The sequence below is a fragment of the Arthrobacter sulfonylureivorans genome, assembly GCF_047607445.1.
Lineage (GTDB): Bacteria > Actinomycetota > Actinomycetes > Actinomycetales > Micrococcaceae > Crystallibacter > Crystallibacter sulfonylureivorans_A.
The window spans coordinates 28034-52967 of record NZ_JBLKRT010000020.1 but is presented as its reverse complement, the minus strand read 5'-3'; the positions used below and the strand labels follow the sequence as shown (position 1 = coordinate 52967).

General features: G+C 66.1%; 19 protein-coding genes. 9 read left to right on the top strand and 10 right to left on the bottom strand.

What is annotated here, in order from left to right; all coding sequences use genetic code 11:
- The first annotated feature begins 67 nt into the window (after positions 1 to 67).
- Complete coding sequence (locus ACMX2H_RS11125; RefSeq protein ID WP_414960555.1) at positions 68 to 988, top strand: LysR substrate-binding domain-containing protein; 921 nt, start codon at positions 68 to 70, stop codon at positions 986 to 988.
- On the opposite strand, the gene ACMX2H_RS11120 is transcribed toward ACMX2H_RS11125, so the two are convergent.
- Together ACMX2H_RS11120 and ACMX2H_RS11115 are read right to left on the bottom strand one after the other, a co-directional pair.
- Entirely contained in the window at positions 961 to 1224 is a 264-nt protein-coding gene (locus ACMX2H_RS11120) for a PLDc N-terminal domain-containing protein (protein ID WP_414960554.1), read from the bottom strand. The genes ACMX2H_RS11125 and ACMX2H_RS11120 overlap by 28 nt on opposite strands.
- A gap of 155 nt (positions 1225 to 1379) precedes the next feature.
- A complete protein-coding gene (locus ACMX2H_RS11115; RefSeq protein ID WP_414960553.1) occupies positions 1380 to 1949 on the bottom strand; it encodes a DUF1697 domain-containing protein in 570 nt (189 codons plus the stop codon).
- A gap of 573 nt (positions 1950 to 2522) precedes the next feature.
- On the opposite strand from ACMX2H_RS11115, the gene ACMX2H_RS11110 reads away from it, so the two are divergent.
- From ACMX2H_RS11110 to ACMX2H_RS11090, 5 genes are all read left to right on the top strand, one after another.
- A complete protein-coding gene (locus tag ACMX2H_RS11110) occupies positions 2523 to 4442 on the top strand; it encodes an Hsp70 family protein (RefSeq protein WP_414960552.1) in 1920 nt (639 codons plus the stop codon).
- Positions 4439 to 7030: a LuxR C-terminal-related transcriptional regulator gene (locus ACMX2H_RS11105; RefSeq protein ID WP_414960551.1), complete on the top strand. Its 2592-nt coding sequence runs from the start codon at positions 4439 to 4441 to the stop codon at positions 7028 to 7030. The genes ACMX2H_RS11110 and ACMX2H_RS11105 overlap by 4 nt, the downstream gene beginning before the upstream one ends.
- Positions 7031 to 7240: 210 nt before the next feature.
- The gene (locus tag ACMX2H_RS11100; protein WP_414960550.1) at positions 7241 to 8509 is read left to right on the top strand and encodes an IniB N-terminal domain-containing protein; all 1269 of its coding nucleotides are present in this window, start codon (positions 7241 to 7243) and stop codon (positions 8507 to 8509) included.
- A 118-nt stretch (positions 8510 to 8627) separates the two neighbouring features.
- On the top strand, positions 8628 to 10457 hold the full coding sequence (locus tag ACMX2H_RS11095; protein WP_414960549.1) for a dynamin family protein: 1830 nt from the start codon (positions 8628 to 8630) through the stop codon (positions 10455 to 10457).
- Positions 10454 to 12040, top strand: coding sequence for a dynamin family protein (locus tag ACMX2H_RS11090; protein WP_414960548.1), 1587 nt, complete (start codon positions 10454 to 10456; stop codon positions 12038 to 12040). The genes ACMX2H_RS11095 and ACMX2H_RS11090 overlap by 4 nt, the downstream gene beginning before the upstream one ends.
- Here ACMX2H_RS11090 and ACMX2H_RS11085 read toward each other — a convergent pair.
- From ACMX2H_RS11085 to ACMX2H_RS11065, 5 genes are all read right to left on the bottom strand, one after another.
- On the bottom strand, positions 11948 to 12511 hold the full coding sequence (locus tag ACMX2H_RS11085; protein WP_414960547.1) for a hypothetical protein: 564 nt from the start codon (positions 12509 to 12511) through the stop codon (positions 11948 to 11950). The genes ACMX2H_RS11090 and ACMX2H_RS11085 overlap by 93 nt on opposite strands.
- Positions 12512 to 12625: 114 nt before the next feature.
- Positions 12626 to 14599, bottom strand: a complete 1974-nt coding sequence (locus tag ACMX2H_RS11080) for an APC family permease (protein ID WP_414960546.1) — start codon at positions 14597 to 14599, stop codon at positions 12626 to 12628.
- Between the two features lie 114 nt (positions 14600 to 14713).
- Positions 14714 to 15673 carry a cation diffusion facilitator family transporter gene (locus tag ACMX2H_RS11075; protein ID WP_414960545.1) on the bottom strand — a complete coding sequence of 320 codons (960 nt, stop codon included), beginning with the start codon at positions 15671 to 15673 and terminating at the stop codon, positions 14714 to 14716.
- A 172-nt stretch (positions 15674 to 15845) separates the two neighbouring features.
- Positions 15846 to 16481 carry a uracil-DNA glycosylase family protein gene (locus ACMX2H_RS11070; RefSeq protein ID WP_414960544.1) on the bottom strand — a complete coding sequence of 212 codons (636 nt, stop codon included), beginning with the start codon at positions 16479 to 16481 and terminating at the stop codon, positions 15846 to 15848.
- A gap of 213 nt (positions 16482 to 16694) precedes the next feature.
- Positions 16695 to 18278: a molybdopterin-dependent oxidoreductase gene (locus ACMX2H_RS11065; RefSeq protein ID WP_414960543.1), complete on the bottom strand. Its 1584-nt coding sequence runs from the start codon at positions 18276 to 18278 to the stop codon at positions 16695 to 16697.
- A gap of 730 nt (positions 18279 to 19008) precedes the next feature.
- Between ACMX2H_RS11065 and ACMX2H_RS11060 the strand changes: the two genes are divergently transcribed.
- Positions 19009 to 19551, top strand: coding sequence for a YceI family protein (locus tag ACMX2H_RS11060; RefSeq protein WP_136786262.1), 543 nt, complete (start codon positions 19009 to 19011; stop codon positions 19549 to 19551).
- 125 nt (positions 19552 to 19676) lie between these two features.
- Positions 19677 to 20624 carry a D-2-hydroxyacid dehydrogenase family protein gene (locus ACMX2H_RS11055; protein WP_414960542.1) on the top strand — a complete coding sequence of 316 codons (948 nt, stop codon included), beginning with the start codon at positions 19677 to 19679 and terminating at the stop codon, positions 20622 to 20624.
- Here the strand turns inward: ACMX2H_RS11055 and ACMX2H_RS11050 are convergent.
- Positions 20608 to 21855: an ROK family transcriptional regulator gene (locus ACMX2H_RS11050; RefSeq protein ID WP_414960541.1), complete on the bottom strand. Its 1248-nt coding sequence runs from the start codon at positions 21853 to 21855 to the stop codon at positions 20608 to 20610. The two genes, ACMX2H_RS11055 and ACMX2H_RS11050, sit on opposite strands and share 17 nt — an antisense overlap.
- A gap of 52 nt (positions 21856 to 21907) precedes the next feature.
- Between ACMX2H_RS11050 and gap the strand changes: the two genes are divergently transcribed.
- Positions 21908 to 22927 (top strand): type I glyceraldehyde-3-phosphate dehydrogenase, encoded by a 1020-nt coding sequence (gene gap / locus ACMX2H_RS11045; RefSeq protein WP_414960540.1) that lies wholly within the window; start codon positions 21908 to 21910, stop codon positions 22925 to 22927.
- 177 nt (positions 22928 to 23104) lie between these two features.
- On the opposite strand, the gene ACMX2H_RS11040 is transcribed toward gap, so the two are convergent.
- Complete coding sequence (locus tag ACMX2H_RS11040; RefSeq protein ID WP_414960539.1) at positions 23105 to 23923, bottom strand: ABC transporter permease; 819 nt, start codon at positions 23921 to 23923, stop codon at positions 23105 to 23107.
- Positions 23920 to 24819, bottom strand: coding sequence for an ATP-binding cassette domain-containing protein (locus ACMX2H_RS11035; protein WP_414960538.1), 900 nt, complete (start codon positions 24817 to 24819; stop codon positions 23920 to 23922). Before ACMX2H_RS11035 ends, ACMX2H_RS11040 begins: the two co-directional genes overlap by 4 nt.
- Between the last annotated feature and the right edge of the window lie 115 nt (positions 24820 to 24934).

Genomic DNA, 24934 nt, shown 5'->3' with positions numbered 1-24934 from the left:
CGCTAGAGGTGTCGATCCATGCCTGTCCAAGCTAAGATATGCACCGAATCATGCAAGGAGTGTATTGATGTTTTCGCTGATCCAACTCGAATCGTTCGTGGCCGTGGCGGAAGAACTGCACTTCGGCGCTGCCGCCGCCCGGCTGAACATGACGCAGCCCCCGTTGAGCCGTCAGATCCAGTTGCTGGAACGCGAACTCGACGCGCAATTATTCGAGCGCAGTAGCCGGAAAGTGGAACTGACGGCAGCGGGCAAGGTCCTGCTGCCCAGCGCGCGCCGGATCCTGGACCTGTGCACCAAAACGTCCCTGGACGTTCGGCGTGTTTCCACCGGCGACGCCGGTTCGATCGTCATTGGCTATACGGCGATCGCCGGGCAGGCTGCCTTGCCGAGCATCCTGCGCAAGGCCGGGGAGCAGATTGCCGGCGTGTCCCTCGTGCTGCGTGAAGCGGTGTCGGTCGACCAGATGGATGCACTCTCCCGCGGCTCAATCGATATAGGCTTGCTGCGGCCAATCGTCGCCCGGCCAGGCGTGGTCACCCGGCCGTTCATGGAGGACCGACTGGTAGTGGCGCTGCCGGAGGGACATGAACTGGCTACTGGAAACGGCGTGTTCCTCAAGCAACTGGATGGGCTGCCGCTGATGATGTATTCAACTGCCGAAGCGCGCTATTTCCACGATCTCGTCATGCGTCTCTATGAAAGCGCCGGAGTGCAAGCGAACATCACCCAGTTCGCCAGCCAAGCGCCGGCGCTCCTTGCCTTTGTGGCAGCGGGCCTTGGCGTCACCCTGGTGCCACGGTCCTCCATGGACTTCGCACCGCCGGGCGTGCGCTTCGAAGAGTTGAGGGGGCCGTCCGGCCTCGCAGATCTTAACCGGGCTGATCTGCACGTCGCGTGGGGCGAAGCCACCGCCAACCCTGCAGTGATCCGGCTGCTGGAACTTATCCTGGATCAACCTCAGGGGGCCGAAGGCTCTGTTGCCTGATGTGCCGGAGCACTGTCGGACCGGGGCAGACCTGTGGCCGACCAGAGCGATGCGGTGAGGAACCAGACCAGTGCGCCGAGAAGTGGCAGCGCCAGTACCAGCAGGGACCAGCCCGCTTGAGCGGTGCGCTGCCGGTTGCTCCGCCAAATGCTGACCAGCGCGCCGGCTGCTAAGAGAAGGGCAAACGGGCCGGCGCAGACAAGCGCCGAAATCCACGTGACTGAGTCGAACAGCAAAGGCCCCCCTCCCTGTAAAGCCCGTAGCCGGTTTGCGGCGGCTTTGGACTGCCTGCTACGAGTCTAGGAGCGTGACCCTGCGGCGGGCTATCCACCGAGAGGATGAATTCCGCTCGGTGGCGCCTCCGCCCGGGGTAGCAGGCGCGGGGTGCGAGTTAGCCTTGCGGCGGGAACTTCGCCAACACCTTGTGCATCGTGTTGAGGTTCCTGGTGGTGGTCAGCGGCTTGTACCTCGGCTTGGCCAGGTGCTTGGACAGTTTCGACTCCAAGGTGCTTCCTTTGGGGACTTCCCAGTACAGGACGTCGCCGCCGGCCGCGGCGCGCTCTTCGGGTGAAAGCCCGGGGTTGTCCTCGAGCATCTGCTTCACCACGTCCTGGCCGGTAGTGATCACTGCATAGGCATGGCGGGCAACCCCGTCGTCGGCCGGGGTGAAAGGGTAGCCGTCGATGATGGCCGCTACTTGCTCCCGGTTCTTGACGATGACCCATGCGTCGTAGCCGAAAGCTGCGCGCAAGGTGGTCTGGACGCTTTCCTTGACGGCTGCCGGATCAGCGGTCTCGGCATTCAGTACCACGTTGCCCGACGCCAGTACTGTTTGGACCTCGGCAAAGCCGGCTTCGGAGAGGACGCGGCACAGATCCTTCATCGCAATGCGAATCCCGCCGACATTGATGCCCCGCAGGAAGACCGCAAAGGTGTGGGAAGCCCGGGTTGTGACAGACATATTTTTATTCTGCACTGTGGGACTCGGGGCCGCCCGTTTTTGCTTGTATGCAGCAGGTGTAATCGGTTGACCTGACCGCCCTATGGGAAATGCAGTCGCGCAGATGCGGGTATCGGCATATGTACTAAGGGTGCCTTGCAATCACTTGGGGTTTTGAACACTTCAAAGCAACCTTTAACCACTATAAGAGTGAACCATTAACCAATTTTCCGGTGCCCGAAACGGGGGTTTAAAGCGTGAAACGTCCCTTGTTTTACCCCTGAAGCACTCCTACGCTGAACCATGTTGGAACGGCGTCGGGAAGCATGCCGCACCTACTTCTTGGGCACTGCGGCTGACAGCTGAAGGTGTCACTTCAGAGCCTTATGGACACGGGCGGGCATCCGGCCGGCGGGGGAAGCAGAGCGTGGCTCTGGACAGTATGAAAGCGGTGGGGACGTTCCTCGCTGGGCGTCCAATGGGGGATTCATGGCCTATGTACTGAGTGTCGATGTCGGCACAAGTTTTACGGCAGCAGCGACTGTCCACTATGGGGAAGGGGATCTTGACGCTCAGCAGCCGCAGCCTCTCGGCTTGGGCTCGCGTGCGGCGGCCGTGCCGTCGGTCATCTACCTAGGCGAGGACGGTACCGTCCTGGTCGGCGAGGCTGCCGAGAGACGGGGCACCAGTTCGCCTGAGCGAGTGGTTCGCGAATTCAAGCGGCGGATCGGTGACGCTGTGCCGATCATGGTGGGGGACCTGTTCGTCACGCCCGAGAGCGTTTTTGCCACCGTCGTCCGGTGGGTCGTGGACCGGACTCAGGAACGCGAAGGCCAGGCCCCGGAAAGCGTAGTGGTGTCCCATCCTGCCAGCTGGGGCGACTACAAGATCGGACTAATCCGGGGTGCCCTGGCCGCCGTCGGACTGGCCAACGTGACACTGCTGAGTGAGCCTGAAGCTGCTGCCTTGCATTATGGCTCGCAAACACGGGTGCCGGCCGGGAGCCTGATAGCGGTCTACGACTTCGGCGGCGGGACCTTTGATGCCGCCATTCTGCGCAAGGACGACACCTCCTCGTTCACCCTGCTGGGCAGGCCCGAAGGGCTGGACCGGGTGGGCGGAGCGGATGTTGACGACCTCGTCTTCGACCACGTCGCGGCCAGCCTGGACGGCGGACTCAGCGGCGTAGACCTGAGTACACCGCAGGCTCGGCTGGCGCTGGGCCGAATCAGGCGCGAATGCGTCGAAGCCAAGGAGGCTCTATCGGCTGACTCCGAGGCGACCATCCCGGTCTTGCTGCCGGAAGTGCAGACAGGTATCCGCCTGGTGCGGACGGAGTTCGAAGGCCTGATAGAGCACCTGGTGCGCGATACTGTCGGCTCCCTGAACCGGGCGCTGGAGGCAGCGAACGTTACCGCCGACGACCTGACCGCGGTTCTGCTGACCGGCGGCTCGTCCCGGATTCCGTTGGTCGCCCAGATGCTGTCGGCCACGTTGGGACGGCCCATCGCGATAGACACGGATCCCAAGGCTTCGATTAGCTTGGGTGCCGCCTACTTTGTGGCCCGGAACCAGCAGGCGCTGGCCCACGAGCAGGCTCTGGCCCTGGAGCAAGCGCTGGCCCACTCGCACAGTGCGGAAACGCTGGCAGCCAGCAAGGCGGGCGGACGGAAGCTCTCGCACGAAGGTATTCCCGCCCCGGTCGGGCAGCCGATCACCGGCGAAGAGACCACTCGCAAGCATGCTTTCTCCGTGCGCGCGGCCGCCGTGACGGTGGCTGTGGCAACCTTGACGGCGCTGACCGCCACAGCAGCCCAGAGTCCCCAAGATTTCGGTCTGTTCGGCTCGTTACCGGGCATCGCCCAAGGCAATGCCGCGGAACGGAACAGCTACATGCCCGGCGGTGTTGCCCAGCAAAGCGATGGCGCCGGGCCGGCAAACTCCGTAATGGCCGCAGAGCCGGTCCAGCCCGGCATGAGTCCCGTTGTTTCCTGGGACACCCCGGACGCAAAGGCGGCCGACAAGGCAGGCCAGGACGACGCCGACGGCACGCCCACGTCCGGCAACGCGGGGAACACCCCGCAGGATCAGACCGCGCGAACATCACCTACGACGCCGGACGGCACGCCGGGGACCGCTTCGGACGGCACACCGTCGTCTGGTGCTGGCGGCACGCCGACCGGGGCCCCCGGCACGCCAACCGCTCCCGGCGCCAACAACGGCACCGGCACACCCGCTCCGGAAAATCCTGGAACTCCAGCACCGACCCAGCCTGCACAACCGAGTCCGGCGCCCGCACCGTCCACCTCCGTGCCGGAGCCGGTTGTTACTCCGGAACCGACAACCGAACCCGAACCCCAGCCGGTGGAGACACCTCCCGCCGCCGACCCGACACCGTCCGAGCCGGCCGCCGTCGAGTCCCCGCCGGCCGACGCCCCGACATCACCGGCTTCGACCAGCCCGGAGCAACCAGCCATCCCGGCGCCCGAGCCCACTCCTTCGGTGCCGGCATGACGGCTGCGAGACAGAGCCAAGTGGCCGCCGGGCGACGGCTGGTGAACCGGAAAGCCGCGCAATTGCTGGCTGAAGCCTCGACAGATCCCCGGTCACGGTTACTGGCCAGCGTGTCCGGACCTGGCGGCTCAGGCAAGAGCACCCTGCTGGAGAACTTGGCGGTGGTCTACAGCGAGGCAGGAATCCGCGTGAGTTCGGGAAGAGACGTCCTGCAGCGCGGCGCGGTGGACGAGGGAACCACCGTCCTGATCGACGATGCACACCAGTTGAATGACCGCGACTTGGAGCACATCCATCGGCTGGTCGAGCAGCAGTCTGTCAATGTGGTCGTCGCCTACCGCATGTGGCCGCAGTTGCCCGCTTTGAAGCGGCTGACGTCAACGCTTGAGGCATACCGCCGGCCGGTCCTGTTGGGGCCCTGGACCAGGGACGACGTCGCCGCCCACCTCGCCGCCACCCACGGGGAGCCGCTTCCCGGTCCCATCATTGACCAAGTTTTCGACCTCACCGGCGGGATGCCATGGCTGGTCCAGCACGTGTTGGAAGCCCTCAATGAGTGGCACCACCCGGTGCCGAACGATCCCTTGGAGTTCGGTGGACTCGTCGACCAAATCGGCTATGAACTCGACAGGTTGGAGCCCGGCCTTCGCGAGTTGTTGCTCGCGCTGGCGGTTGGCTTCGACCCAGCAGGGCCGCTGCCGGCCGAGGTGGAGGACACGCCGGGCGGAATCGACCCGCTGATGTCGCAGGCAGCCGCAGCGGGCCTGATCCTGCCGGAAGGCACCCTTCCCGCACTGATGCGCAGCGTCCTGCTCCAGACCACCCCGCTGCACCAGGTGCGGACGGTCCAACATGCCCTGGCCGACCTCATCTCCACCGGCATGACTCCGGACCCTACTGACATAGCCCGTGGTCTGGCTCAAAGCGGACTCCAGGATCCGCGGGTGGCCAGCACACTCCAATCGGCCGGCGACAGTGCCCTGGCAACCGAGCCACAACTGGCGGCAGCGCTCTACGAAGAAGCAAGCGCTGCCGGCGCCCCGGAAGTTACGACGGCGGCGCGGCGCGCCCAGGCAGCTTTGGCCACCGGCGACCTTGATGGCGCCGGCCGGCTGGTGGACCCTGTCTTGACGCAACCCGAGGCACCTGACAAGGGCCGCGGCGCAGATGTGGCGGCGTCATTGTGGGCGCAGCGGGGCATGCTGGCGCGGAGTGCCCAGGTTTACCGCTGGGTCGACGCCCCTGCCGCAGATGCGTCCAACGCTCTCGCCGCCGTCGTGATGATCGGCACCGGCGATCGCGGCACCGCCCGGAGCCTGCTCGCCGCGGACCGGCCGGAAGGATCACCAACGCTGACGAACGTCGCCGTCTCGCTCATGGGACAGGGCATCGCGGAGTCTGTTGGTGAACACACCGAACGCGCACTTCCAGCCCTGGTACGGGCCTCCGACATGCTGACTGCCTCCGGTGCTGCGGTCCCGCTGCCGGACAGCCCGGCGGCGCTTGCCGCATTGGTGGCACTGCACGGCGGGGAGCTTTCGGTGGCCGAATCCGTGCTCGACGATGCGCTGCGCGGAGGCCAGGGCGGACCGGCCGACCGGCTCCGGTTGTTGCTCCTGCGAGCGTGGGTCGCCATGCTCCAGGACCATCCGGACAACGCCGGAGCGGCGATAGCGGAGGCTACCGCCGTCGGGATCAGCCCTACGCCGCGCGACGAATTGTTGCTGGACGCTTTGCACGTGGGTTTGGCGCGCCGAACTGATGACATGGCTGGTTTGGTGCGTGCCTGGGAGCGGGCGCGCGGGCGGCTGCTGCACGTCGCCGTCGACCTCTACAACCTGTTGCCGCTGGGCGAGCTGGCGGTGGCCGCCGCCCGCCTGCGCGATTCCGAACGGTTGCGGCCGCATATGGCTGACGCGTGGGCGCTGCTGGAGAGACTGGGCGAGCCCGCGTTATGGTCCACTCCACTGCACTGGTACGCCGTCCAGGCCGCCATCCTGGCGGAGAAGCCCAGCGAGCTGGCCCCGCACGCTTCTGCGCTGGTGCGGGCGTCAGGAAAGTATCATTTGGCGGCCGTCCTGGCGGCGGCCGGCCGGTGCTGGGTATCCGTCTTGGCGGGCAAGATTGACCCACGGGCAGTCGAAGAATCCGCCCGCGCGCTCGCGGCCGTCGGACTGACCTGGGACGGTGCACGGTTGGCCGGACACGCGGCAGCGCATGCGGAAGAGCGCAAGGACATGAGCCGGCTCTTGGCCTGTGCCCGAGACCTGCACCCTGGGACGCGCGGCACAACCGAGGCTCATCACACAGCCCCGACCGCCACCGAGGACGAAAAACCGAAGATCCCTGCCACCGGAAAACCGCCGGCCCCGGAGAGCGCGGCCTTGAGCGAGCGGGAACGCGAAGTGGCCCGGCTGGTTCTGGAGGGCAAGACCTACCGGGAGATCGGTGCCGCGATCTTCATTTCGCCGCGCACCGCCGAGCACCACATTGCGCGGATCCGCCGGCGGTTAGGGGCTGCAAACCGCTCCGAGCTGCTGACCCAGCTACGTCTTGCACTGGGCGAAGACGGCTCCCAAGGGCCGTAGTTCCGCGTCATACCGGGACCTCGACCCACCCTACCTAGTCCCCGGTAGCGGCAATCCCCCTCCAGAGGGCGGGCAGCGGGGGAGGAAGCCCCGATGCCGGCAGCAGCACCCCGACCGTAGCTTTGAAACAAGCCAAGCAACATTGCTCGGCGGGCCACCATCCATAGTTTTGGCCACATCCAGTAGGACCTAGATTGGGGAATCAACATAATGCCTACGCTTGCTAGCTCTCTTCTTGAATTCATCATGAACCTGCTCCGGGACCCGCGTGCTGCCGACGAGTTCAACGCAGACCCTGACGCGGCCTTGGCCGGCGCCGGCCTGTCCAACGTCTGCTCGGATGACGTGGACGCGATCATGCCGGTCATCCTGGACTACGCACCGGTTGGATCAGGCTCATCCTTCGACCGCGAGTACAACACCGGCGGAAACCACGGTGGTAACTCCGGCGACTGGTCCAGCGACAACAGCGGCTGGGGCGGCGGGCGAGGACGGGACGATGACGACGACGACCATGGCCATGGCCGCGGCTGGGACGACGACGCTGACGACCGCGGACGCGGCCGGGACGACGACGATGATGACCGCGGACGGGGCCGGGATGACGACGATGACGACCGCGGACGCGGCCGGGACGACGACGATGACGACCGCGGGAACGACCACGACCACGCGGTGCAGCAGTTGACCCATATCGTCAACAACTACTCCTACACCTCGATTGTGGACGACCGGGACACCATCACCGATCAGTCCGTGAACCAGAACATCTGGGCCAACGGCGACGTCACTCAGTGGTTCGACAACGACGCTGTCGTGGCGTCGGGTGATGACTCGACCGCGGCCGGCGACGATGTGGACAATTCCACCGGCGACGAGAACAACCACTCGATCAACCTGACGACCGGCGACCTCGGCGGAGGCATTGCGATCGGTAATACGGATAACTCCGTCGAGGACTCCTACAACGACGACCACTCCGTCGAGGACTCCTACAACACGGATCTCGACCTGGACGTCGACGTGGAGGATTCGTTCAACGACAATGACGGCATTGATGGCGACAACAATGCGGTGGGCAACACCGATAACAGCCAGAACAACGTCGGCAACGAAGACAACGACGTCACCGTTGGTGACGTCACCGTGGACGCTTCGCAGGACAACGACGGAATCGATGTCACCACGGGCGACATCGCCGTCGATGCCTCCACCCAGGACAACGACGGCATTGATGGCGACGGCAACGTGGTCGGCAACGACGGCAACGCCATCGGCAACGAGGACAACGATCTCATCGTCCAGGACAACGTGGTTGCCGTCGGTAACGAGGACAACGACACCACCGTCGGAGACATTGATGCAGAGTTCACCGGGATTGACGAGTCGGTCAACGATTCGGTCATCATCGCGGACAACGACAACAACGATCTGCTGACCGACAACGACGTAGTAGATGCGGATGTCACCGTCGACTAAACGACCTGACAACTGAATCACGACAGATCAGCTGTCCAGCAGGGGGCCGGGGGGACCTCCTGCTGGACGGCGTCACAGCGTTACGGTCCGGCTGGAGCCGGAAACAGGAGGGGATACGGTGGCCGAACTCGTCAAGCTGGTGGAACAGGGTCTGGAACTGGCCAGGAAGGGCGAACGCGCTGACTTGCAGCGCCGTCTGGAACAAACCCGCAAGCGGCTGAAAGACCCGACCACCAGGGTGATTGTCGTCGGTGAGTTCAAACAGGGCAAGAGCCAGCTGATCAATGCGCTGGTGCATGCGCCGGTTTGTCCCATCGACGACGACGTTGCCACCTCAGTGCCCACCGTGGTCAAGCACGGGGATCCGGCCTCGGCCGTCATCCTGGTCCCCAAGGAAGGCGCCGCTTCCGCCGACGAGGAAACGGAACTGGAACGTCGTCCGATCCCTCTTGAGGAACTGGCCCAACACGTTTCGGAACGGGGAAACCCGGGCAATGAGCGTCGGCTGGCAGCCGCGGAAGTCATGCTCCCGCGCAAGGTCCTGGACGGCGGGCTTGCCTTGGTCGACTCTCCCGGAGTCGGCGGGCTGGACTCGGCGCACTCCCTGACCACCCTCACCGCGCTGCCTACGGCGGATGCCATGCTGCTGGTCTCCGACGCATCGCAGGAGTTCACCGAACCGGAACTCCGGTTCCTGCGGCAGGCCCAGCGGATCTGCCCGAATGTTGCCGGAGTCCTGTCCAAAACGGACCTGTATCCGCAGTGGCGGCGGGTGGCTGAACTGGATCGGGGCCATTTGCAGCGGATCGGGGCGGATATGCCGCTGATGTCGGTCTCCTCGGAACTAAGGCTCCAGGCCGCCGCACTACGGGACAGTGAATTGAACGCCGAATCAGGCTTTCCGGAGCTGGTGGCCTACCTGCGGAACAACATCCTGGCCCAAACCGAGCGGCTGCAGCGGCGCTCTGTGGCGCAGGACCTGATCTCGGCCACCGACCATCTGCGGCTGTCGCTGAAGTCCGAGCTGAGCGCGCTGGAAAATCCGGACGGCACGCCCGAAATGTTGGCCGAATTGGAAGCTGCCAAAGAACGCGCCGATGAGCTCCGCCGTCGTTCTTCCCGCTGGCAGGTCACGCTCAACGACGGAATGAGCGATCTCATCTCAGACATGGAGCATGACCTGCGCGACCGACTGCGCAGTATTATGCGGGACGCCGAGCAGTCCATCGACGCCGGCGATCCTGGCCCGCAGTGGGACCAATTCGTGCACTGGCTGGAACAGCGCGTGGCATCGGCCGTCTCCGACACCTTCGTCTGGACCAACGAACGGTCGCTGTGGCTGGCGGAACGGGTCGCCGAACACTTCAACCAGGACGAGGTGACCCTGCCGCTGCTGCAGGTCGACTCCACGGATAACGTGCTGGATCCGGTGGAGGGAATCCCCAACCTGGACCCCGGCCGGATGGGGCCGGTCCAAAAGATCCTGATTGGCATGCGCGGCTCGTACGGCGGCGTGCTGATGTTCGGCCTGCTGACAGGAATCATGGGGATGGCGCTGATCAACCCGATCTCGGTGGGCGCCGGCCTGCTGCTGGGCGGCAAGGCGTACCGGGAAGACAAGGAGGCCCGGCTGAAGCGCCGCCAGCAGGAAGCCAAGGCGCTGGTGCGCAAACAGGTTGACGAGGTGGTGTTCCAGGTGGGCAAGCAGCTCAAGGACCGGCTGCGGATGGTCCAGCGGGCCACCCGGGACCATTTCACGGCCCTGGCCGAAGAGCACCACCGCTCGCTGGCCGATTCGGTGACGGCAGCGCAGAAGGCGGCGAGCAATTTCAACCAAGAGCGCGACCTGAGGATCCGGGAGATCAAAGCATCGCTGGCGCTGGTGGAATCGCTCCGCAAACAGGCTTTGGCCCTTGACGTTGCGCCGCAATTGGCGGCACAGGCATGAACGGCGCGGCAGCGGCAGCGGCAGCGGGAGCGGACGTGGACGCGGCACGGGCGCTGGTCCGGGAAGCGATGGAGGCGTACCGCGACGACCCCGCCGCTTGCCGGCTCTTGGAAGGCTATGCACGCCGGCTGGACGAGCCCTTGCGGGTCGCCATCGCCGGCATGGTGAAAGCCGGCAAGTCGACGCTGCTGAACGCCATCATTGGCGAGGAGATCGCACCGACCGACACGGGGGAGTGCACCCGCGTGGTCACCTGGTACCGCTACAGCGACACTCCGCGGATCACGCTGTACCCGCGCTTCGGACCGCCGCGGAACGTGCCGGTCAAGCGGACGGAGGGCCGGCTGGTCTTCGAGCTTGGCGGATTCGAGGCCGAGGACGTCGCCAGGCTCGTGGTGGACTGGCCGTCCAAGACGTTGCGGGACATCACGCTGATCGACACGCCGGGCATCGCCTCGCTCTCCCAGGACGTATCGGCCCGCTCCACCGAGTTCCTGGCGCCCACCGACGCGCCCTCGGAAGCGGACGCGATCATCTACTTGCTGCGGCACCTGCACGCATCCGACCTTGGCTTTCTGGAGTCGTTTCGGGACACCGCGGCCGGTCAGAGCGGCACGGTCAACGCGCTGGCGGTCTTGTCCCGCGCGGACGAGGTCGGCGCGGGCCGGATCGATGCGCTGCTCTCCGCCCGGGAGGTAGCTGCGCGCTACCGCCGCGATGGTGCCTTGCGGTCGCTGGCGCTCGGGGTGGTGCCGATCGCCGGGTTGCTGGCGCAGACAGCCCGCAGCCTGAGGCAGGCGGAGTTCTCAATCCTCACCGAACTTGCCTCCTTGGACCGGCGTGAGCGGGAGCGACTCCTGCTGTCCGCCGACCGTTTTGTCCGCCCCGGAGGGCCGCTGACGGCAACACCCAAAGCGCGCGCGGACTTGCTGGACCGCTTCGGCGTCTTCGGGCTCCGGCTGGCGGCGGCGCTGCTCCGCGGAGGCATCTCGGATCCCACCGTGCTGGCCCACGAACTGGCCCGCCGCAGCGGGCTGGACGAACTGCTGGCCGTGATGACCGGGCAGTTCCAGGCCCGCGCCGGACAGTTGAAAGCCCGCACCGCCGTGGTCGGCATTGAAAAACTGTTGACCGATCGTCCCCGCCCCGGCACCGATGCGGTAGCGGCTACCCTGGAACGGCTGCTCGCCAGTGCCCACGCGTTCCGCGAACTTCGGCTGTTGGCGGTAGCCCGTACCACCGGACTGCCGCTGGAGCCGCAGTTGGCGGCCGAAGCCGAACGTATCATCGGCGGCGAGGGTGTTTCTGCGTCAGAGCGGTTGGGACTGCCACGGGACACGGCCGACGACGAACTGCGGGAACACGCCCTGGAATGCCTGCGCCGTTGGCACGCGGTCGCGGCTGATCCGCTGCACGGCCGGGCCGTCGCCGAAGTCTGCCAGATCGTGGTCCGCAGCTGCGAGGAGCTGCTGGCCGGGATGCAGCCTGCTTCAGGCGGCCGCGCGGCCGCGCGTCTGGTTCTCGGCACGGAACCATTGGCTGGCTCCGTGCAAGACGCTGGCGACTACCGCCGCGCCGGCTAGGGCCAGCTGTATCACCAGCAGCACCCGGATGCCCACTTCCTGATCGCCGGCCGCCAGAAACGCATCTGCCACGAGCGTCACCACGCCATGGACCAACAACACGCCCAGCAGCACGAAGCGAACTTTCCCATGCCGGCGCATGAGCACAGCCAGCAGCACCGCTTCGATCAGTATGACGAGTGCCAGCATGCCCAGGGCGCCCCAAAAGACCACCACCGCGAGGGCCTCCACGGTCTCCTGGTCTTCGCCCCGTTCCAGACCGGTGATGAGCCCGCGCACGTGCTCGAGAATCTGGTCCCGGGCGAAGAACGCGAAGATTCCCGCAATCACCCCGGAAGCGAAGCTCAGGAGCCACAGGAAGCGGACTCTTTTGACGGCCGGCGGCGGCGTCGGGATCTCTCTGATCGGTGCCGGTGTGCGGTCGGACAGTGGCGGACGCGGCGGCGCGGGACGTTCCGGTTCGCCGGACATACCCCCGGTTCCCTGAGCTCCAGGCGCCCCCATCCCTGGTTCATGAGACATGCCAGTAATCTATGCCGCTACTTGTTCGCACCGCAATGGCGCTGTTGCTGCCGGAGGCGTCGATCAGCCGACATGGATTCCGGGGCGGCGGGCCGGATCGGGCTCGTTTTGACGGATGATTTCGCGGACTACGGGAGCGGTGTCCCCCTGGCCCAACAGCAGGTAGCGGAAGAGGTGGCCCAGCGGATTGCCCTCGGACCATTCGAAATAGGCGTGCGGACGGACCCCGGTCGCGTCCCGGACGGCCAAGAGGATGGACGCGATCGCGTTGGGGACAGCCGGACTGTCCGCCCGCAGCACCCGGTACCCATCGACGTCGACGCCGCGCACGCGCAGCACCTTGGTGAAGGCAGACGGGTCCACAATGTCGATTTCGAGGAACAAGACGTCCGCCGTTCCCGGGACAGCGTTCATGTACCGTTGCGAAGCCTCCTTGGCGCTGTAGTCGGCCTGGCTGCCGGGCCGGCGTTTGGCAATGATGTCCAGCGCTCCGTCATAGTCCAGCGAATCGCTGATGAACCGCCGGGCCGCCGGGTCAAACTCGATCCTTTCGGTGCGCAGTTCGGTGGTCCGGGCAACCCGGGAGACCAGCGAGACCGTGACCATGCCGAGCACGAAGAGCCCGCAGATGGCGATGCCGTCCGGCTTTTCCACAATGTTGGCCAGCAGCGCATACAGCAGCACCAAACTCAGTGCTGCGTAGCCGGCGGCGTCGCGGAGCTTCTGCCGGCGGGCAGCGGTGAAGGTTACCGCCACGGCGGCAGAGACCATCATGGCCAGGATCCCGGTGGCGTAGGCCCCGGCTTGGGCATTGACGTCGGCGTGGAAACCCAGGGTGATCAGGACGCTGACGCCGGTGTAGACCAGGACCACCGGACGGATGGCCCGGGTCCATTCGGGCGCCATGCCGAAGCGGGGCAGATAGCGCGGAACGATGTTGATCAGACCCGCCATGGCCGAGGCCCCGGCGAACCACAGGATCAGGATGGTGGCTGCGTCGTACAAGGTCCCGATTCCCTCGCCGAACATTCCGTGCGCCAGATAGGAGAGGGCCCTGCCGTCGGCGGGACCGCCGGGAGCGTAGGCGGCCGGCGGGACGAGGACCGCCGTGACGAAGCTGCTGCCCAGCAGGAAGCCGCTCATCACCACTGCCGCACAGGTGAGCAGTTTCCTGCTGTTGTGAATGCGCGAGGCCAGGCGCTGGGCCCGGGTATCGCCGGTTGACTCGACCAGCGGCATCATGCTCACGCCCGTTTCGAACCCGGACAGCCCCAGAACCAGCAGGGGGAAGGCCAACAGGAGGGACAGGGCCAGGCTGCCTGGCCCCGAGCCCGCCGCCGCCACGGCGTCAGTCCACTCGGAGAGCAGGGCAGGTTCCTGGACGATTGCTGCCAGTCCCGCGGTGATAACGATGGCGTTCATGACCAGGAACACGGAGACCAGCGGGACGGCAAGGGCCACCGCCTCGCTGAAGCCCGCGAGGAAGATGCCGCCGAGCACCAGCAGCAGCATGATGGTGACCGGAACCGCACCGCCTTGCAGGGCATCCGGGACATAGGGATTTTCGAGCACGTGGACGGTTGCATCGGCGGCGGACAGCGTGATGGTGATGATCCACGAGGTCGCGACGAAGCCGAGCAGGACGAGGATGACCACCTTTCCCTTCCAGAAGGGCAGCAGTCGGTCGAGCATCGCCACCGAACCTTGTCCGTACGGGCTCTCGGCAGCCACCCGCCGGTAGAGCGGAAGCATGCCCAGCAAGGTGAGCCCCACAATGAGCAGCGTGGCCAGCGGCGACAACGGTCCGACGGCGATCAAGGCGATGCCGGGAAGGTAGGACAGCGTGGAAAAGTAGTCCACGCCGGTCAGGCACACGACCTTCCACCAGGGATACGTTGCGGACCCGGGGGCGCTCTCCCGGCCGACCGGCGGAACCTTGTCCTTGACCAGCCAGCGGCTCAGCGGGTGGCGGAGCGGCGGCGGGGGACCCGGCCTCGGCACCACGGCCGGGACCGTATGTTCAAGCGACCAACGCACCGGATTCTCCAGTTGCCCCGGCCGGCGGACCCCGGTCTGAGGCCCTGTCGCGGGGCGCTCCCACAGTATAGATCGGTCAGGGGCCGGGCACGAGCGGTGGACGGGCCACGTGGTTCACTCGCCCAGCAGCGGCTGTTCGCCAACCGTTGCCAACGTCAGGACAGCTTCTTCGATCAGGTCGTGCTCCTCCAGGGCACGTTCCACCCGACGGAGCGCCACCGCCACATCATGTTCGGGAAGGTCGCCGGCCATGTCCACCGCGGCCACCACGTACAGCCGTGACGGGCCGACGAATTCCATGTGCAGGTAGGTCACCCGGTCCACGTCCGGATGCTGCAGCAGTAGTTTGACGACGGCGGTGCGCACCTCGCCGGTCGCGGGTTCACCCACCAGGAACTTGCGGTTCCGGTCGATCAGCACCACCGCGATGGTGCCCAGCAGCAGGCCCACCAGGATGGAACCGATGGCGTCAGGGACCGGGGATCCGGTGATTTGGTGCAGTCCGACGCCCGAGGCGGCAATGCCTATGCCGATGAGGGCGGCAAAGTCTTCGGCGAACACCGCCCGCAACGTGGGATTGGAACTGACAACAACGTACTCCAGCGTGTGGCGCCGGTAGTGCTGGGCGCCCTTCCTGGCCTGCCGCAGCGCCTGGGCAAAGGAAACCCCTTCCAGCACGAACGCCAGCGCCAGCACCACGTAGGCCACGATGAAGTCGCTGGCCGGTTCGGGGGTGATCAGAACCTGGATGCCGTGCCACACCGAGACAACCGCCCCGGCAGTAAATAAGCCGAAGGCGGCGAACATGGACCAGACGTAGGCTTCCCGCCCGTAACCAAGCGGGTGGCGTGTATCCCGCGGCTTGTTCGACCGGCGCTCGGCAATCAACAAGAAGATCTGGTTCCCGGTGTCCGCCCACGAGTGCGCTGCCTCCGCAGTCATCGACGCAGACCCGGTCAAGACCGCGGCGACAGACTTCGCCACTGCCACCAGCGCATTGGCGCAAAAGGCAATGATGACGGTCAGGACGCTCTGCTTCTCCTCCGCCTTGCCGGAGGGCGCAGGTGTCTTCATGGCCGGATCGCGGTCATCCACAAGGGCATCGGCGCTCCTCCCGTCCACGCTCAGGCTAGCGGCGGGGTGGCGAAACCGCTACGGCAGGAAAACGCGTGCCTGCCGTAAGCCGGGCGGAGCGAAGCATCGGTGGGGACCGGCGTCGTTGGTGATGCTGCCGGGGCGCCGCGTGCTACTTTCCGGGCCGGCCCAATCCGGTGCGCGCCATCGCGTCTGCATAAGCCTCATGCATGACGTCCAGCCATTCCTGCTGGCGCGCGGGCGAGCCGGCGAAGGCCCGGCCGCTGAGCGCCCGCACCTTGAATGTCTTGAAGCCGCGCCGCCAAAGCAGCGGGTTCTCGGTCTTCAGCAGCAGTGCGGCCAGCCGTTGCGCTTCGGTTCCGTGTGCCACGAGCACCGATGCCCGCGGCACCAGCGCCAACATCCGCAGCAGCGGCTTGAGCCCGGCGCTGATCTCGTTCGGCGTGAGCTTGCCGTTGGCCTCGCCCGGCGTGAACCAGGGATGCACGTTCCACGGCATGACATATTCCGGCCGCAGGCCCAGTTGCCACTGCAAGCCAAGCATCCGGGTGGCAGCCTCCGTATCGCCCGGCCAGATAAAGCCGGTGTCGGACGCCTGCCCGATGTTGGAGTACAGCGACACAATCCGGCACTCGTCAGCATTGTGGATCGGGTCCACGTAGGGAACCTCGGTGCCCGGCTTCTGCTCGCGCAGTTCATCGATCAGGTGGTTGATGTCGGCGACGCCGGAATCGTGCCGGCGGTCCATGAGGTCCTTGTGCTGATCGGATACTGCGGGGCTGGTCATCGGGGTGCGGACTCCTGGACGGGGAAGGGAAGGTGAACGTTAGGCGAATCGATGCGCCGTGAACGACGGCGATGCCCGCCTGTGGCGGGTTGGCCGCCTGCCGCGGCGGGAGGCGGCTATTGAGCATAGCAACCGAAGCTGGGACCCTCCGGCTGCCTCGGTGCGGATTTACGCGCCCGGCGCGCCTGCCCTGTGACCAAGATGACCCGGCCCTTAACCCGCAGTGAATTCAATACTGTGCCAGCCGCTGGCGCCGTTCGGGGCCGGGGGCGCCGGAGTTTCCGTTTGTAGCGTGCGGTCACCATCCCAGGCCCGCACCCGGAGCCTGTGCTGTCCAGCGGAAACGCCGTCCGGCACCCAGTACCACTGGCGCCACGTATCCACGGAAGCCTCCGCGGCCAGTTCGACGTCGGCCCAATCGCCGTCGTCTAATTGCACCTGCACTTTGGAGATGCCCCGGTGCTGCGCCCAAGCCGTTCCCGCAAAGGCTGTCTGGCCTGCCGCGATCCGGGACCCGTCGCGCGGCACATCGATCCGCGACGCTGTCTTGATCGGGCCGTGGTCCGACCAGCCGCGGCTGGTCCAGTACGCCGTCTTGTCCGCAAATCGGGTGATTTCCAGGTCCACCACCCACTTGGTTGCGGACACGTATCCGTACAGGCCCGGGACCACCATCCGCACCGGGAACCCATGCTCCAGCGGCAGCGGTTCGCCGTTCATTCCGATCGCCAGCAGCGCGTTCCGCGCATCGGTCAGCACCGTCAGCGGGGTGGAGGCCGTGAACCCATCGACGCTGGTGGACAACACCATGTCTGCCTCCGGCAGCGGGCGCGCCCGCGCCAGCAGTTCCCGCAGCGGGTAACCCAGCCAGCGCGCATTCCCCGCCAAGCCCCCGCCCACCTCATTCGAAACACACGTCAGGGTGGTGTAGCTCTCCACGAGGTCTGCCTCGAGCAAGTCCTGGAAGTTGATGCTGAAGTCTTCCTCGACCAGTCCGTGGACGCGCAGTGTCCATTGCGTTGGATCCACCGACGGAACAAACAGCGCGGTATCGATGCGGTAGAACTCAGCGTTCGGCGTGACGAACGGAATGGCCCCGTCCACCGGCGCCTGCACCCCTTCCGGCAACGGCTTGGCCGGCCGCGCCGGCGCCGGCAGGCCAAGGGTCTCTCGCACTTGCCGTGCACCGTTGCGGGCAGCCGAGACCGCACCGGCCGCGATCCCCATGACGACGGCGGCGCCCGCCATCAGTCCCGCGGTTGCCAGAAACCGGCGGCGATCAGGATCTGTCCTCTGGATGGCGGTGCCTGAATCGGCCACCGCGTTGGCCGGGGCCGGGCCGGGCAGGAGTCGGATCAGCCAGCGCAGGCAGAACAGGCCAACTGCTGTCCCCAGCGCGGTGGGGATGGCATCCGCAGGCACGGCCCCGGCCCGAGTGAGGACACACACGGCCATGCCCGTGCCTAGTGCGGCCACCACGAGAGCGCCGGCGGTCCAGTTCCGGAGGGCCAGCACGCCGATGCCCGCGGCCAGCACCGCTGCGGCGATACCCATGGCGATGAACAGGACCAGTTTGTCCGCTGTTCCGAAGGTCGAAATGGCAAATTCGGTCAGCCATGTTGGCGACAGTTCAACCACGGCGGCGCCCACGGAGCCAAACGGCGAGGCGGCGGGACCGAAGAACGCGGCGGCCAGTTCTGCCACGGCAAAGAGCACGGCGGCTGAGACGATGCCCGCCAGCATGGCCGGCATCCACGCCGTCACTACTGCGGCCTTCGACACTGGCGGTGCTGCCATGCCGGCCCTTGCCCTTCGATCGATTCCGGCCCGCGTCTCCGCACGCGGAGACGGACCCTGGTTCGATCATCTACCCGGCATGACCGCATGACAACCACTGCACGTGGAAGGGCTCAAGGGGGGTCCTCTGCCGGCTCCGTCAGTCGGCGCGACGATCAGCCAAAGGCGACTATTCCGGCGTAGACCAAGAGCATAATGGCAACAATGAGTCCTGCTGCCAGGGTCAGGGCCAACCAAATCCAGGACGTCCACCGTTTCGAACTGCGCTTGCCCGGTTGTTGGCCATGCCGGGTCGGTCCGTAGGACAACGGGTTTTCACCGGGCCGATTGCTTCCCTCCGCTCGGGAGCCTGGCTCAGGTGATTCGGGGTTCTGGCCGGTGTTCATCGTCAATCTCCTGCCTGATGGGACGTGTTGGGGAAGTCCTGCCGAGGCCCTGTCCGATCAGCGTAGATTGATGCTCAGCATGCTGTCTATATTTCCATGTTGCGCAATAAGGCTCCCCTGAATGCACCTTGGACTGGATGCGAAAGACGCTGGGCTTGCAGTGACAGTCCTGCCGAAATTGCCGATTTCGCACCACACGCGCGTGAGTGAGCGGCGCCGGACGGGGAATTTCCCGGACATTCAGAAAAAATTGGTTGACACTTCAACCATCAGGTGTTATTGTAGATGCATAAGCATGAAGTTCGCCTGAGCTTCAGAACCAGATTTCAACCAGGAGGCACCACATGGCCGCTCAGCTCACCCCAGGAACTTGGACCCTCGATAAGTCCCACACCGAGGTCGGCTTCTCTGTCCGCCACGCCGGCATCAGCAAGGTGCGCGGCCAGTTCACCGACGCCGACGCCACCCTCGTGGTGGGCGAAAGCCTGGCCTCGTCCTCGGTCGAAGCCGTCGTGAAGACCGCCTCGTTCGACTCCAACGACGACAACCGCGACGCCCACGTCAAGGGCGAGGACTTCTTCAACGTGGAGCAGTACCCGAACATGACCTTTAAGGCCACCAGCGTTGAGGGCAACCCGGAAGAGTTCAAGCTGGCCGGCGAGCTGACCATCAAGGACACCACCAAGCCCGTGGTCTTCGACGTCGAATTCGGCGGCATGGCGGTTGACCCGTTCGGTGCGACCCGCGCCGGCTTCTCCGCCACCACCCAGATTTCCCGCAAGGAATTCGGTATCACCTGGAACGCTGCCCTGGAAGCCGGCGGCGTGCTGGTGGGCGACAAGGTCACCATCACGGTGGACTCGGCCTTCGTTCTGCCGTCCAACTAATTCCCCGTGCCACGCAGGCAGGGTCCGGAAGCTCTCCGGCCCCTGCCTGCGGCGTTTAACCAGGTCGTGTGGCCCCGGCTCTGTGCTGCATCGGGGGCGGCCGGGCTTGCCGCTAGGCTGGCCTCGTGAAGATCGCGATCCTCGACGACTATCAGGACGTGGCGCTCAGCAGCGCTCCGTGGGACCAGTTGCCGGCGGGCATCGCCGTCGAACGTTTTACTGACCATCTCGACGACGTCGGTGCGCTCGCCGAGCGCCTGGTCGGCGCGCAGGTGGTGGTCACCATGCGTGAACGGACTCCGATCACCGCCGAGCTAATGGACCGGCTGCCGGACCTCAGGCTGGTCACCACCACCGGAATGCGAAACGCGTCGATCGACTTGAATGCGGCAGGCAAGCGCGGGGTGACGGTCTGCGGAACGCAGAAAGGCACCGCGGCGCCCGCTGAACTGGCCTGGGCGCTGGTGATGGCGGTGACGCGGGAGATCCCGCAGAACGACCGGGATGTGCGCGCCGGCATCTGGCAGGCCCGGATGGGGATCGATCTCGCCGGGGCCACCATTGGGCTGCTGGGCCTCGGCCGCTTGGGCCAGTTAATGGCCGGCTACGCCGCGGCCTTCGGCATGGAAGTGCTGGCCTGGAGTCCGCACCTGACCACAGAACGCGCCGCGGAACACGGGGCGGAACTGGTATCCAAGGAGGACCTGTTCCGCCGCTCTGACATTGTCAGTATCCACCTGAAGCTCGCGGAATCGACCGTGGGAATCGTCGGCGCCGCGGAGCTGGACCTGCTCGGTCCGGCGGGCCGGCTGGTCAACACCTCGCGCGGGCCGTTGGTAGATGAGGCGGCACTGATCGCGGCGCTGGCCGAGGGCAGGATTGCCGGGGCGGCCTTGGATGTCTACGACGTGGAGCCGCTGCCGGCGAACAGCCCGCTGCTCGGCGTGTCCAACCTGATCCTCAGCCCGCACATCGGTTTCGTTACCGAGGTGGCCCACCGGTTGGGGTACACCCAGATGCTCGAGGACATCCTGGCCTACCTCGAGGGCGCACCGATCAATGTCCTGACTTGACTGCGTCGGCCGGGACTAGTTCCATGGCGTGTTCCTCCACGTAGTCCAGCGCCAGCCGGACGGCGCCGGCAGCCACGATCGCATCGCCGAACTCGGAGACGGCCACGCGCGGAGGGGTTGCGGTGAGCCGGGGGAGTTCACGGGTGATGGTGGGCAGCAGGGCCGATGCCGAAGCCGCCACCGCGCCGCCAATGACCACCAGTTCGGGGTTGAAGAAGGTGCCGAGCACGGCGATGACCCGGGCCATCCGCAGGCCGATCCGTTCCAGGATCTCTTGGGCCACCTTGTCACCGCGTGCCGCCGCCTCGAACACGAAGCGCGCCGACACCCGGCTGGTTCCCGGTCCCACCAATTCACGGATCAGCGTTGGCCGCTCCGCGGCGAGGGCTTCGTTGCCCCAGTAGCGCGCAAGCCGGGCGATGCCGTCCTGGCTGCCCACCCCGTCCACCAGTTCAAGCGTCCCCACTTCGCCGGCGCCCCCGTTGCAGCCATGCAGCAGGCGGCCCGATTCAATCAGGCCGGTGCCCAGGCGCTCGCCGGCCAGCATGACGGCAAGGTCGTCGACGCCGGTTCCCACGCCGCTCCAGCGCTCGGCCAGCGCCGCCAGGTTGGCGTCGTTCTCCAGCAGCACCGGCCAGCCGTAGTCGGCGAAGACCTCGGTCTGCAGCCCGATGTCGAAGTGTTCGGACAGTTCGTGTCCGGCAGCCACGTTGCCGTGGCGGTCCACTACCGTGGAGACGCCGATGGCGGCGGCCAGGACGGCCGAGGGGGCCAGCCCGGCCTCAGTCAGGGCGCTGGCGACCACCCGCTTGATGGTGGCGCGGCGCGAGGCGGCAGTGGCCGGCGGCTTGTCGAACCGCTCGGAAACCCGGGCCAGCGTCCGGCCCCTCAAATCCGCCACCAAGGCAGTGGCGGTGGCCATGCCCACGTCCATCCCCAGCACGCAGCCGGCCGCCGGGTTGAATTCGAACCGCCGGGCCGGCCTGCCCTTCGTGGTGCCCACCAGACGTTCCCCCGGCAGTTCGCGGACCCAGCCGCGGGCGGTCAGATCGTCGCAGACCGCGATGGCCGTGGCACGGGTCAGGCCGGTGGCCTCGATCAAGTCCGTGCCGGTCACCGCGCCGTTCGCCCGCATGACAGACAGCACGGCTTTCAGATTGGCCAGCCGCAGCACTTGCGGAGTGGTGGCGGAGGTGCTCACATCGTTCCCCTTGACCTTGTAGGGCAGCATCAGGATAATAGTAATGGAACATAAATTTAGACGCTAAATAAAAGGAGTTCCCATGGCAGTGCGGGTCGGTATCAACGGTTTCGGGCGGATCGGCCGCAACTACTTCCGGGCCGCCCTCGCGCAGGGAAAGCTGGGCTCCGATCTGGAGATCGTGGCCATCAACGACCTCGGCTCGCCGGAGACCCTGGCGCACCTGCTCAAGTACGATTCCGTCGTCGGACGGCTGGCCGCGGAGGTCGCGGTTGCCGACGGCGACCTGGTGGTGGACGGCAGGGTTATCAAGGTCCTCGCCGAACGCGACCCCGGCAACCTGCCGTGGGGCGAACTCGGCGTGGATATCGTGATCGAATCAACCGGCCGCTTCACTGACGCCGCGGATGCGGAAAAGCACCTGGTGGCCGGCGCCCGCAAGGTCCTGATTTCCGCCCCGGCCAAGGGCGACGTGCTGAGCGTGGTGATGGGCGTCAACGACGGAGAGTACGACGACGGGACGCACCACATCGTCTCCAATGCCTCCTGCACCACCAACTGCCTGGCGCCGCTGGCAAAGGTGCTGCACGAGAACTTCGGCATCGAGCAGGGCTTGATGACTACCATCCACGCCTACACCGCGGACCAAAACCTGCAGGACGGCCCGCACCGGGACCTGCGCCGTGCCCGCGCCGCCGCCATCAACATGGTCCCCACCTCCACCGGCGCCGCAAAGGCGATCGGGCAGGTGCTGCCGGAGCTGAAGGGCAAGCTGGACGGGTTTGCCATCCGCGTGCCGGTGCCCACCGGCTCCGCCACGGACCTGACCGTCACCGTGGGGCGCGAGGTCACCGCGGAGGAAGTTAACGAGGCGTTCAAGGCAGCGGCTGCCGACCCGCAGTTGGCCGGCATCCTCACCTACACCGAGGATCCGATTGTCTCCTCGGACATCGTCACCGATCCGGCGTCGGCGATCTTCGACTCCGGCCTGACCAAGGTGATGGGGAACCAGGTCAAGGTTATTGGCTGGTACGACAACGAGTGGGGCTACTCCAACCGCCTGGTGGACCTGACCTCGCTGGTGGCGTCCAAGCTCTCCTAGGCTCGTCCCGCTCCACCCGGCACTCCGCTGGAGCCCGGCCCTAGGGCCCCCCGGAGCGTCAGCGGCCGCGGAACGCCACCGGACCCGAACCGACTATTCAGCAGGCGCCCTTTTCAGCCGTGAAAAGGGCGCCTGCTGATTCCTCGATCAGGTGGCTGAGGCCAAGAGTGGCCGGCGTTACCGGCGGCCGGCCCGGCGCCGGAAGGCCCATGCTCCCCAGGCCGCGCCCACGGTGGCAATCCCCAAGCACCACACCACCGCGGCAGCGCCGTACGGTTCCATTTCCGTGTCCATCAGCAGCGCCCGGATGGTTTCGTTGACTGCGGTGATGGGCTGGTACTCGGCCAGCGGCTGCAGCCACGCCGGCATCGTATCCACCGGCACGAAGGCGCTGGACAGGTATGGCAAGAACAGCAGCACAAAACCATAGCCGGAGGCTGCCTGCGGCGAACTGGCTACCACGCCGATCGCCGTGAACAGGGTGGTGATGGCCAGAATGTACAAGGCAACTATCCCTGCTGCACCCAGCCATTCCAGTGGGCCGGCCGACGGACGGAAGCCCACCAGCAGAGCAACCATGATCACGACGGCGGTGGCCACCAGGTTCCGGACCAGCGAGGCGACCGTGTGGCCGGTCAGCACCGCCGAACTCCGGATGGGCAGGGTTCGGAAGCGGTCGATGATCCCGTTCGCGAGGTCGGTGGCCGTGTCGACGGCGGCTGAGGAGGCTCCGAATCCGGCGCAGGTCAGGATGATCCCGGGGACCACATAGTCCACGTATCCGCCGTTCGGGGAGATGGCGCCACCGAACACGTAGGTGAACATCAGCATCAGGATGACGGGCAGCAGGATGGCCATCAGCAGGGCGTCGACGTTTCGGAGCGAATGGCGGAGGCTGCGGCCGATCAGGACGGCGTTGGTCACCGGCCAGGCAGGGCGGCGCCGGTGCGCCGCTAGTGATCCGGGCGTGTAGGCAGTTGTGTCGGTGGAGGTCATAGGAGTGCTTTCTGTGCAGCGGTGCCGGGTGTCGCGGCATCCGTCAGGTGCAGGAAGACGTCGTCCAGGCTGGGGGAGCGGAGCGATACCGGTGTCCCGGGTGCGGCCGAAGACCCGATCTGCTCCATCGCCGCGCGCAGCCCCTGCAACGTTCCGTCGGTAGGGATTGAAGCCAGCAGTCCGCCGTCGGCCGTCTTGAGTTCGACGACGGTCTCGCCCACCTGCGCCTTGAGCTCGCCGGGCGATCCATTCGCCACCACTCGGCCGCCGTCGATGACAACGACGGTGTCGGCGAGTTCGTCCGCCTCCTCGAGGTATTGAGTGGTCAGCAGGATTGTGGCGCCGCTGGCACGCAGTCCGTGGATGGTGTCCCACAGTGCCCTGCGGCTCCGGGTGTCCAGTCCGGTGGTCGGTTCGTCCAGGAAGATGACCGGCGGGGCCGCCACCAATCCCAAGGCCAGGTCCAGCCGTCGACGCATGCCGCCGGAGAACGTGCTCACCCGTCGGTTGGCTGCTTCCTGCAGTCCAAAGTCCTCCAGCAGAGCGCGGCTGCGCCGGCGGGCCCCGGCCCGGTCCAGCCCGTTCAGCCGGCCCAGCATCTGGAGGTTCTCGGCTGCCGTCAGGATCTCGTCCACTGCAGCGGCCTGTCCGGTCACGCTGATCGACTCGCGGACAAACGCCGGGCTGGCCGCCACGTCATGGCCGTTGACCGATGCTGTTCCGGCGTCGGGCGGGATCAGCGTTGACAGGATGTTCAGCAGCGTGGTCTTGCCGGCTCCGTTGGGGCCGAGGACGGCGGTGATGGTTCCGCGGACCACGTCCAGGTCCACTCCGTTCAGCACCGTCGTCTTGCCGAAGGCTTTACGGATTCCGCGTGCCCGAATGGTGGCTTCCATGGCTGGATCTCCAAATGATCTGATCGGGCATCCCGATGATTGAATCTGTTTATGCTATAAACTGGGTTTAAGTCATACACAGTTGTACGAAACGGTGTCAAGCGATTTCCTGCGG

Bases quoted from the DNA above. Each gene is read 5' to 3' on its own strand.
- ACMX2H_RS11125 (WP_414960555.1), top strand. From the start codon at position 68: ATGTTTTCGCTGATCCAACTCGAATCGTTCGTGGCCGTGGCGGAAGAA.
- ACMX2H_RS11115 (WP_414960553.1), bottom strand. From the start codon at position 1,949: ATGTCTGTCACAACCCGGGCTTCCCACACCTTTGCGGTCTTCCTGCGG.
- ACMX2H_RS11105 (WP_414960551.1), top strand. From the start codon at position 4,439: ATGACGGCTGCGAGACAGAGCCAAGTGGCCGCCGGGCGACGGCTGGTG.
- ACMX2H_RS11100 (WP_414960550.1), top strand. From the start codon at position 7,241: ATGCCTACGCTTGCTAGCTCTCTTCTTGAATTCATCATGAACCTGCTC.
- ACMX2H_RS11090 (WP_414960548.1), top strand. From the start codon at position 10,454: ATGAACGGCGCGGCAGCGGCAGCGGCAGCGGGAGCGGACGTGGACGCG.
- ACMX2H_RS11085 (WP_414960547.1), bottom strand. From the start codon at position 12,511: ATGTCCGGCGAACCGGAACGTCCCGCGCCGCCGCGTCCGCCACTGTCC.
- ACMX2H_RS11075 (WP_414960545.1), bottom strand. From the start codon at position 15,673: ATGAAGACACCTGCGCCCTCCGGCAAGGCGGAGGAGAAGCAGAGCGTC.
- ACMX2H_RS11070 (WP_414960544.1), bottom strand. From the start codon at position 16,481: ATGACCAGCCCCGCAGTATCCGATCAGCACAAGGACCTCATGGACCGC.
- ACMX2H_RS11065 (WP_414960543.1), bottom strand. From the start codon at position 18,278: ATGGCAGCACCGCCAGTGTCGAAGGCCGCAGTAGTGACGGCGTGGATG.
- ACMX2H_RS11060 (WP_136786262.1), top strand. From the start codon at position 19,009: ATGGCCGCTCAGCTCACCCCAGGAACTTGGACCCTCGATAAGTCCCAC.
- ACMX2H_RS11050 (WP_414960541.1), bottom strand. From the start codon at position 21,855: ATGCTGCCCTACAAGGTCAAGGGGAACGATGTGAGCACCTCCGCCACC.
- gap (WP_414960540.1), top strand. From the start codon at position 21,908: ATGGCAGTGCGGGTCGGTATCAACGGTTTCGGGCGGATCGGCCGCAAC.
- ACMX2H_RS11040 (WP_414960539.1), bottom strand. From the start codon at position 23,923: ATGACCTCCACCGACACAACTGCCTACACGCCCGGATCACTAGCGGCG.
- ACMX2H_RS11035 (WP_414960538.1), bottom strand. From the start codon at position 24,819: ATGGAAGCCACCATTCGGGCACGCGGAATCCGTAAAGCCTTCGGCAAG.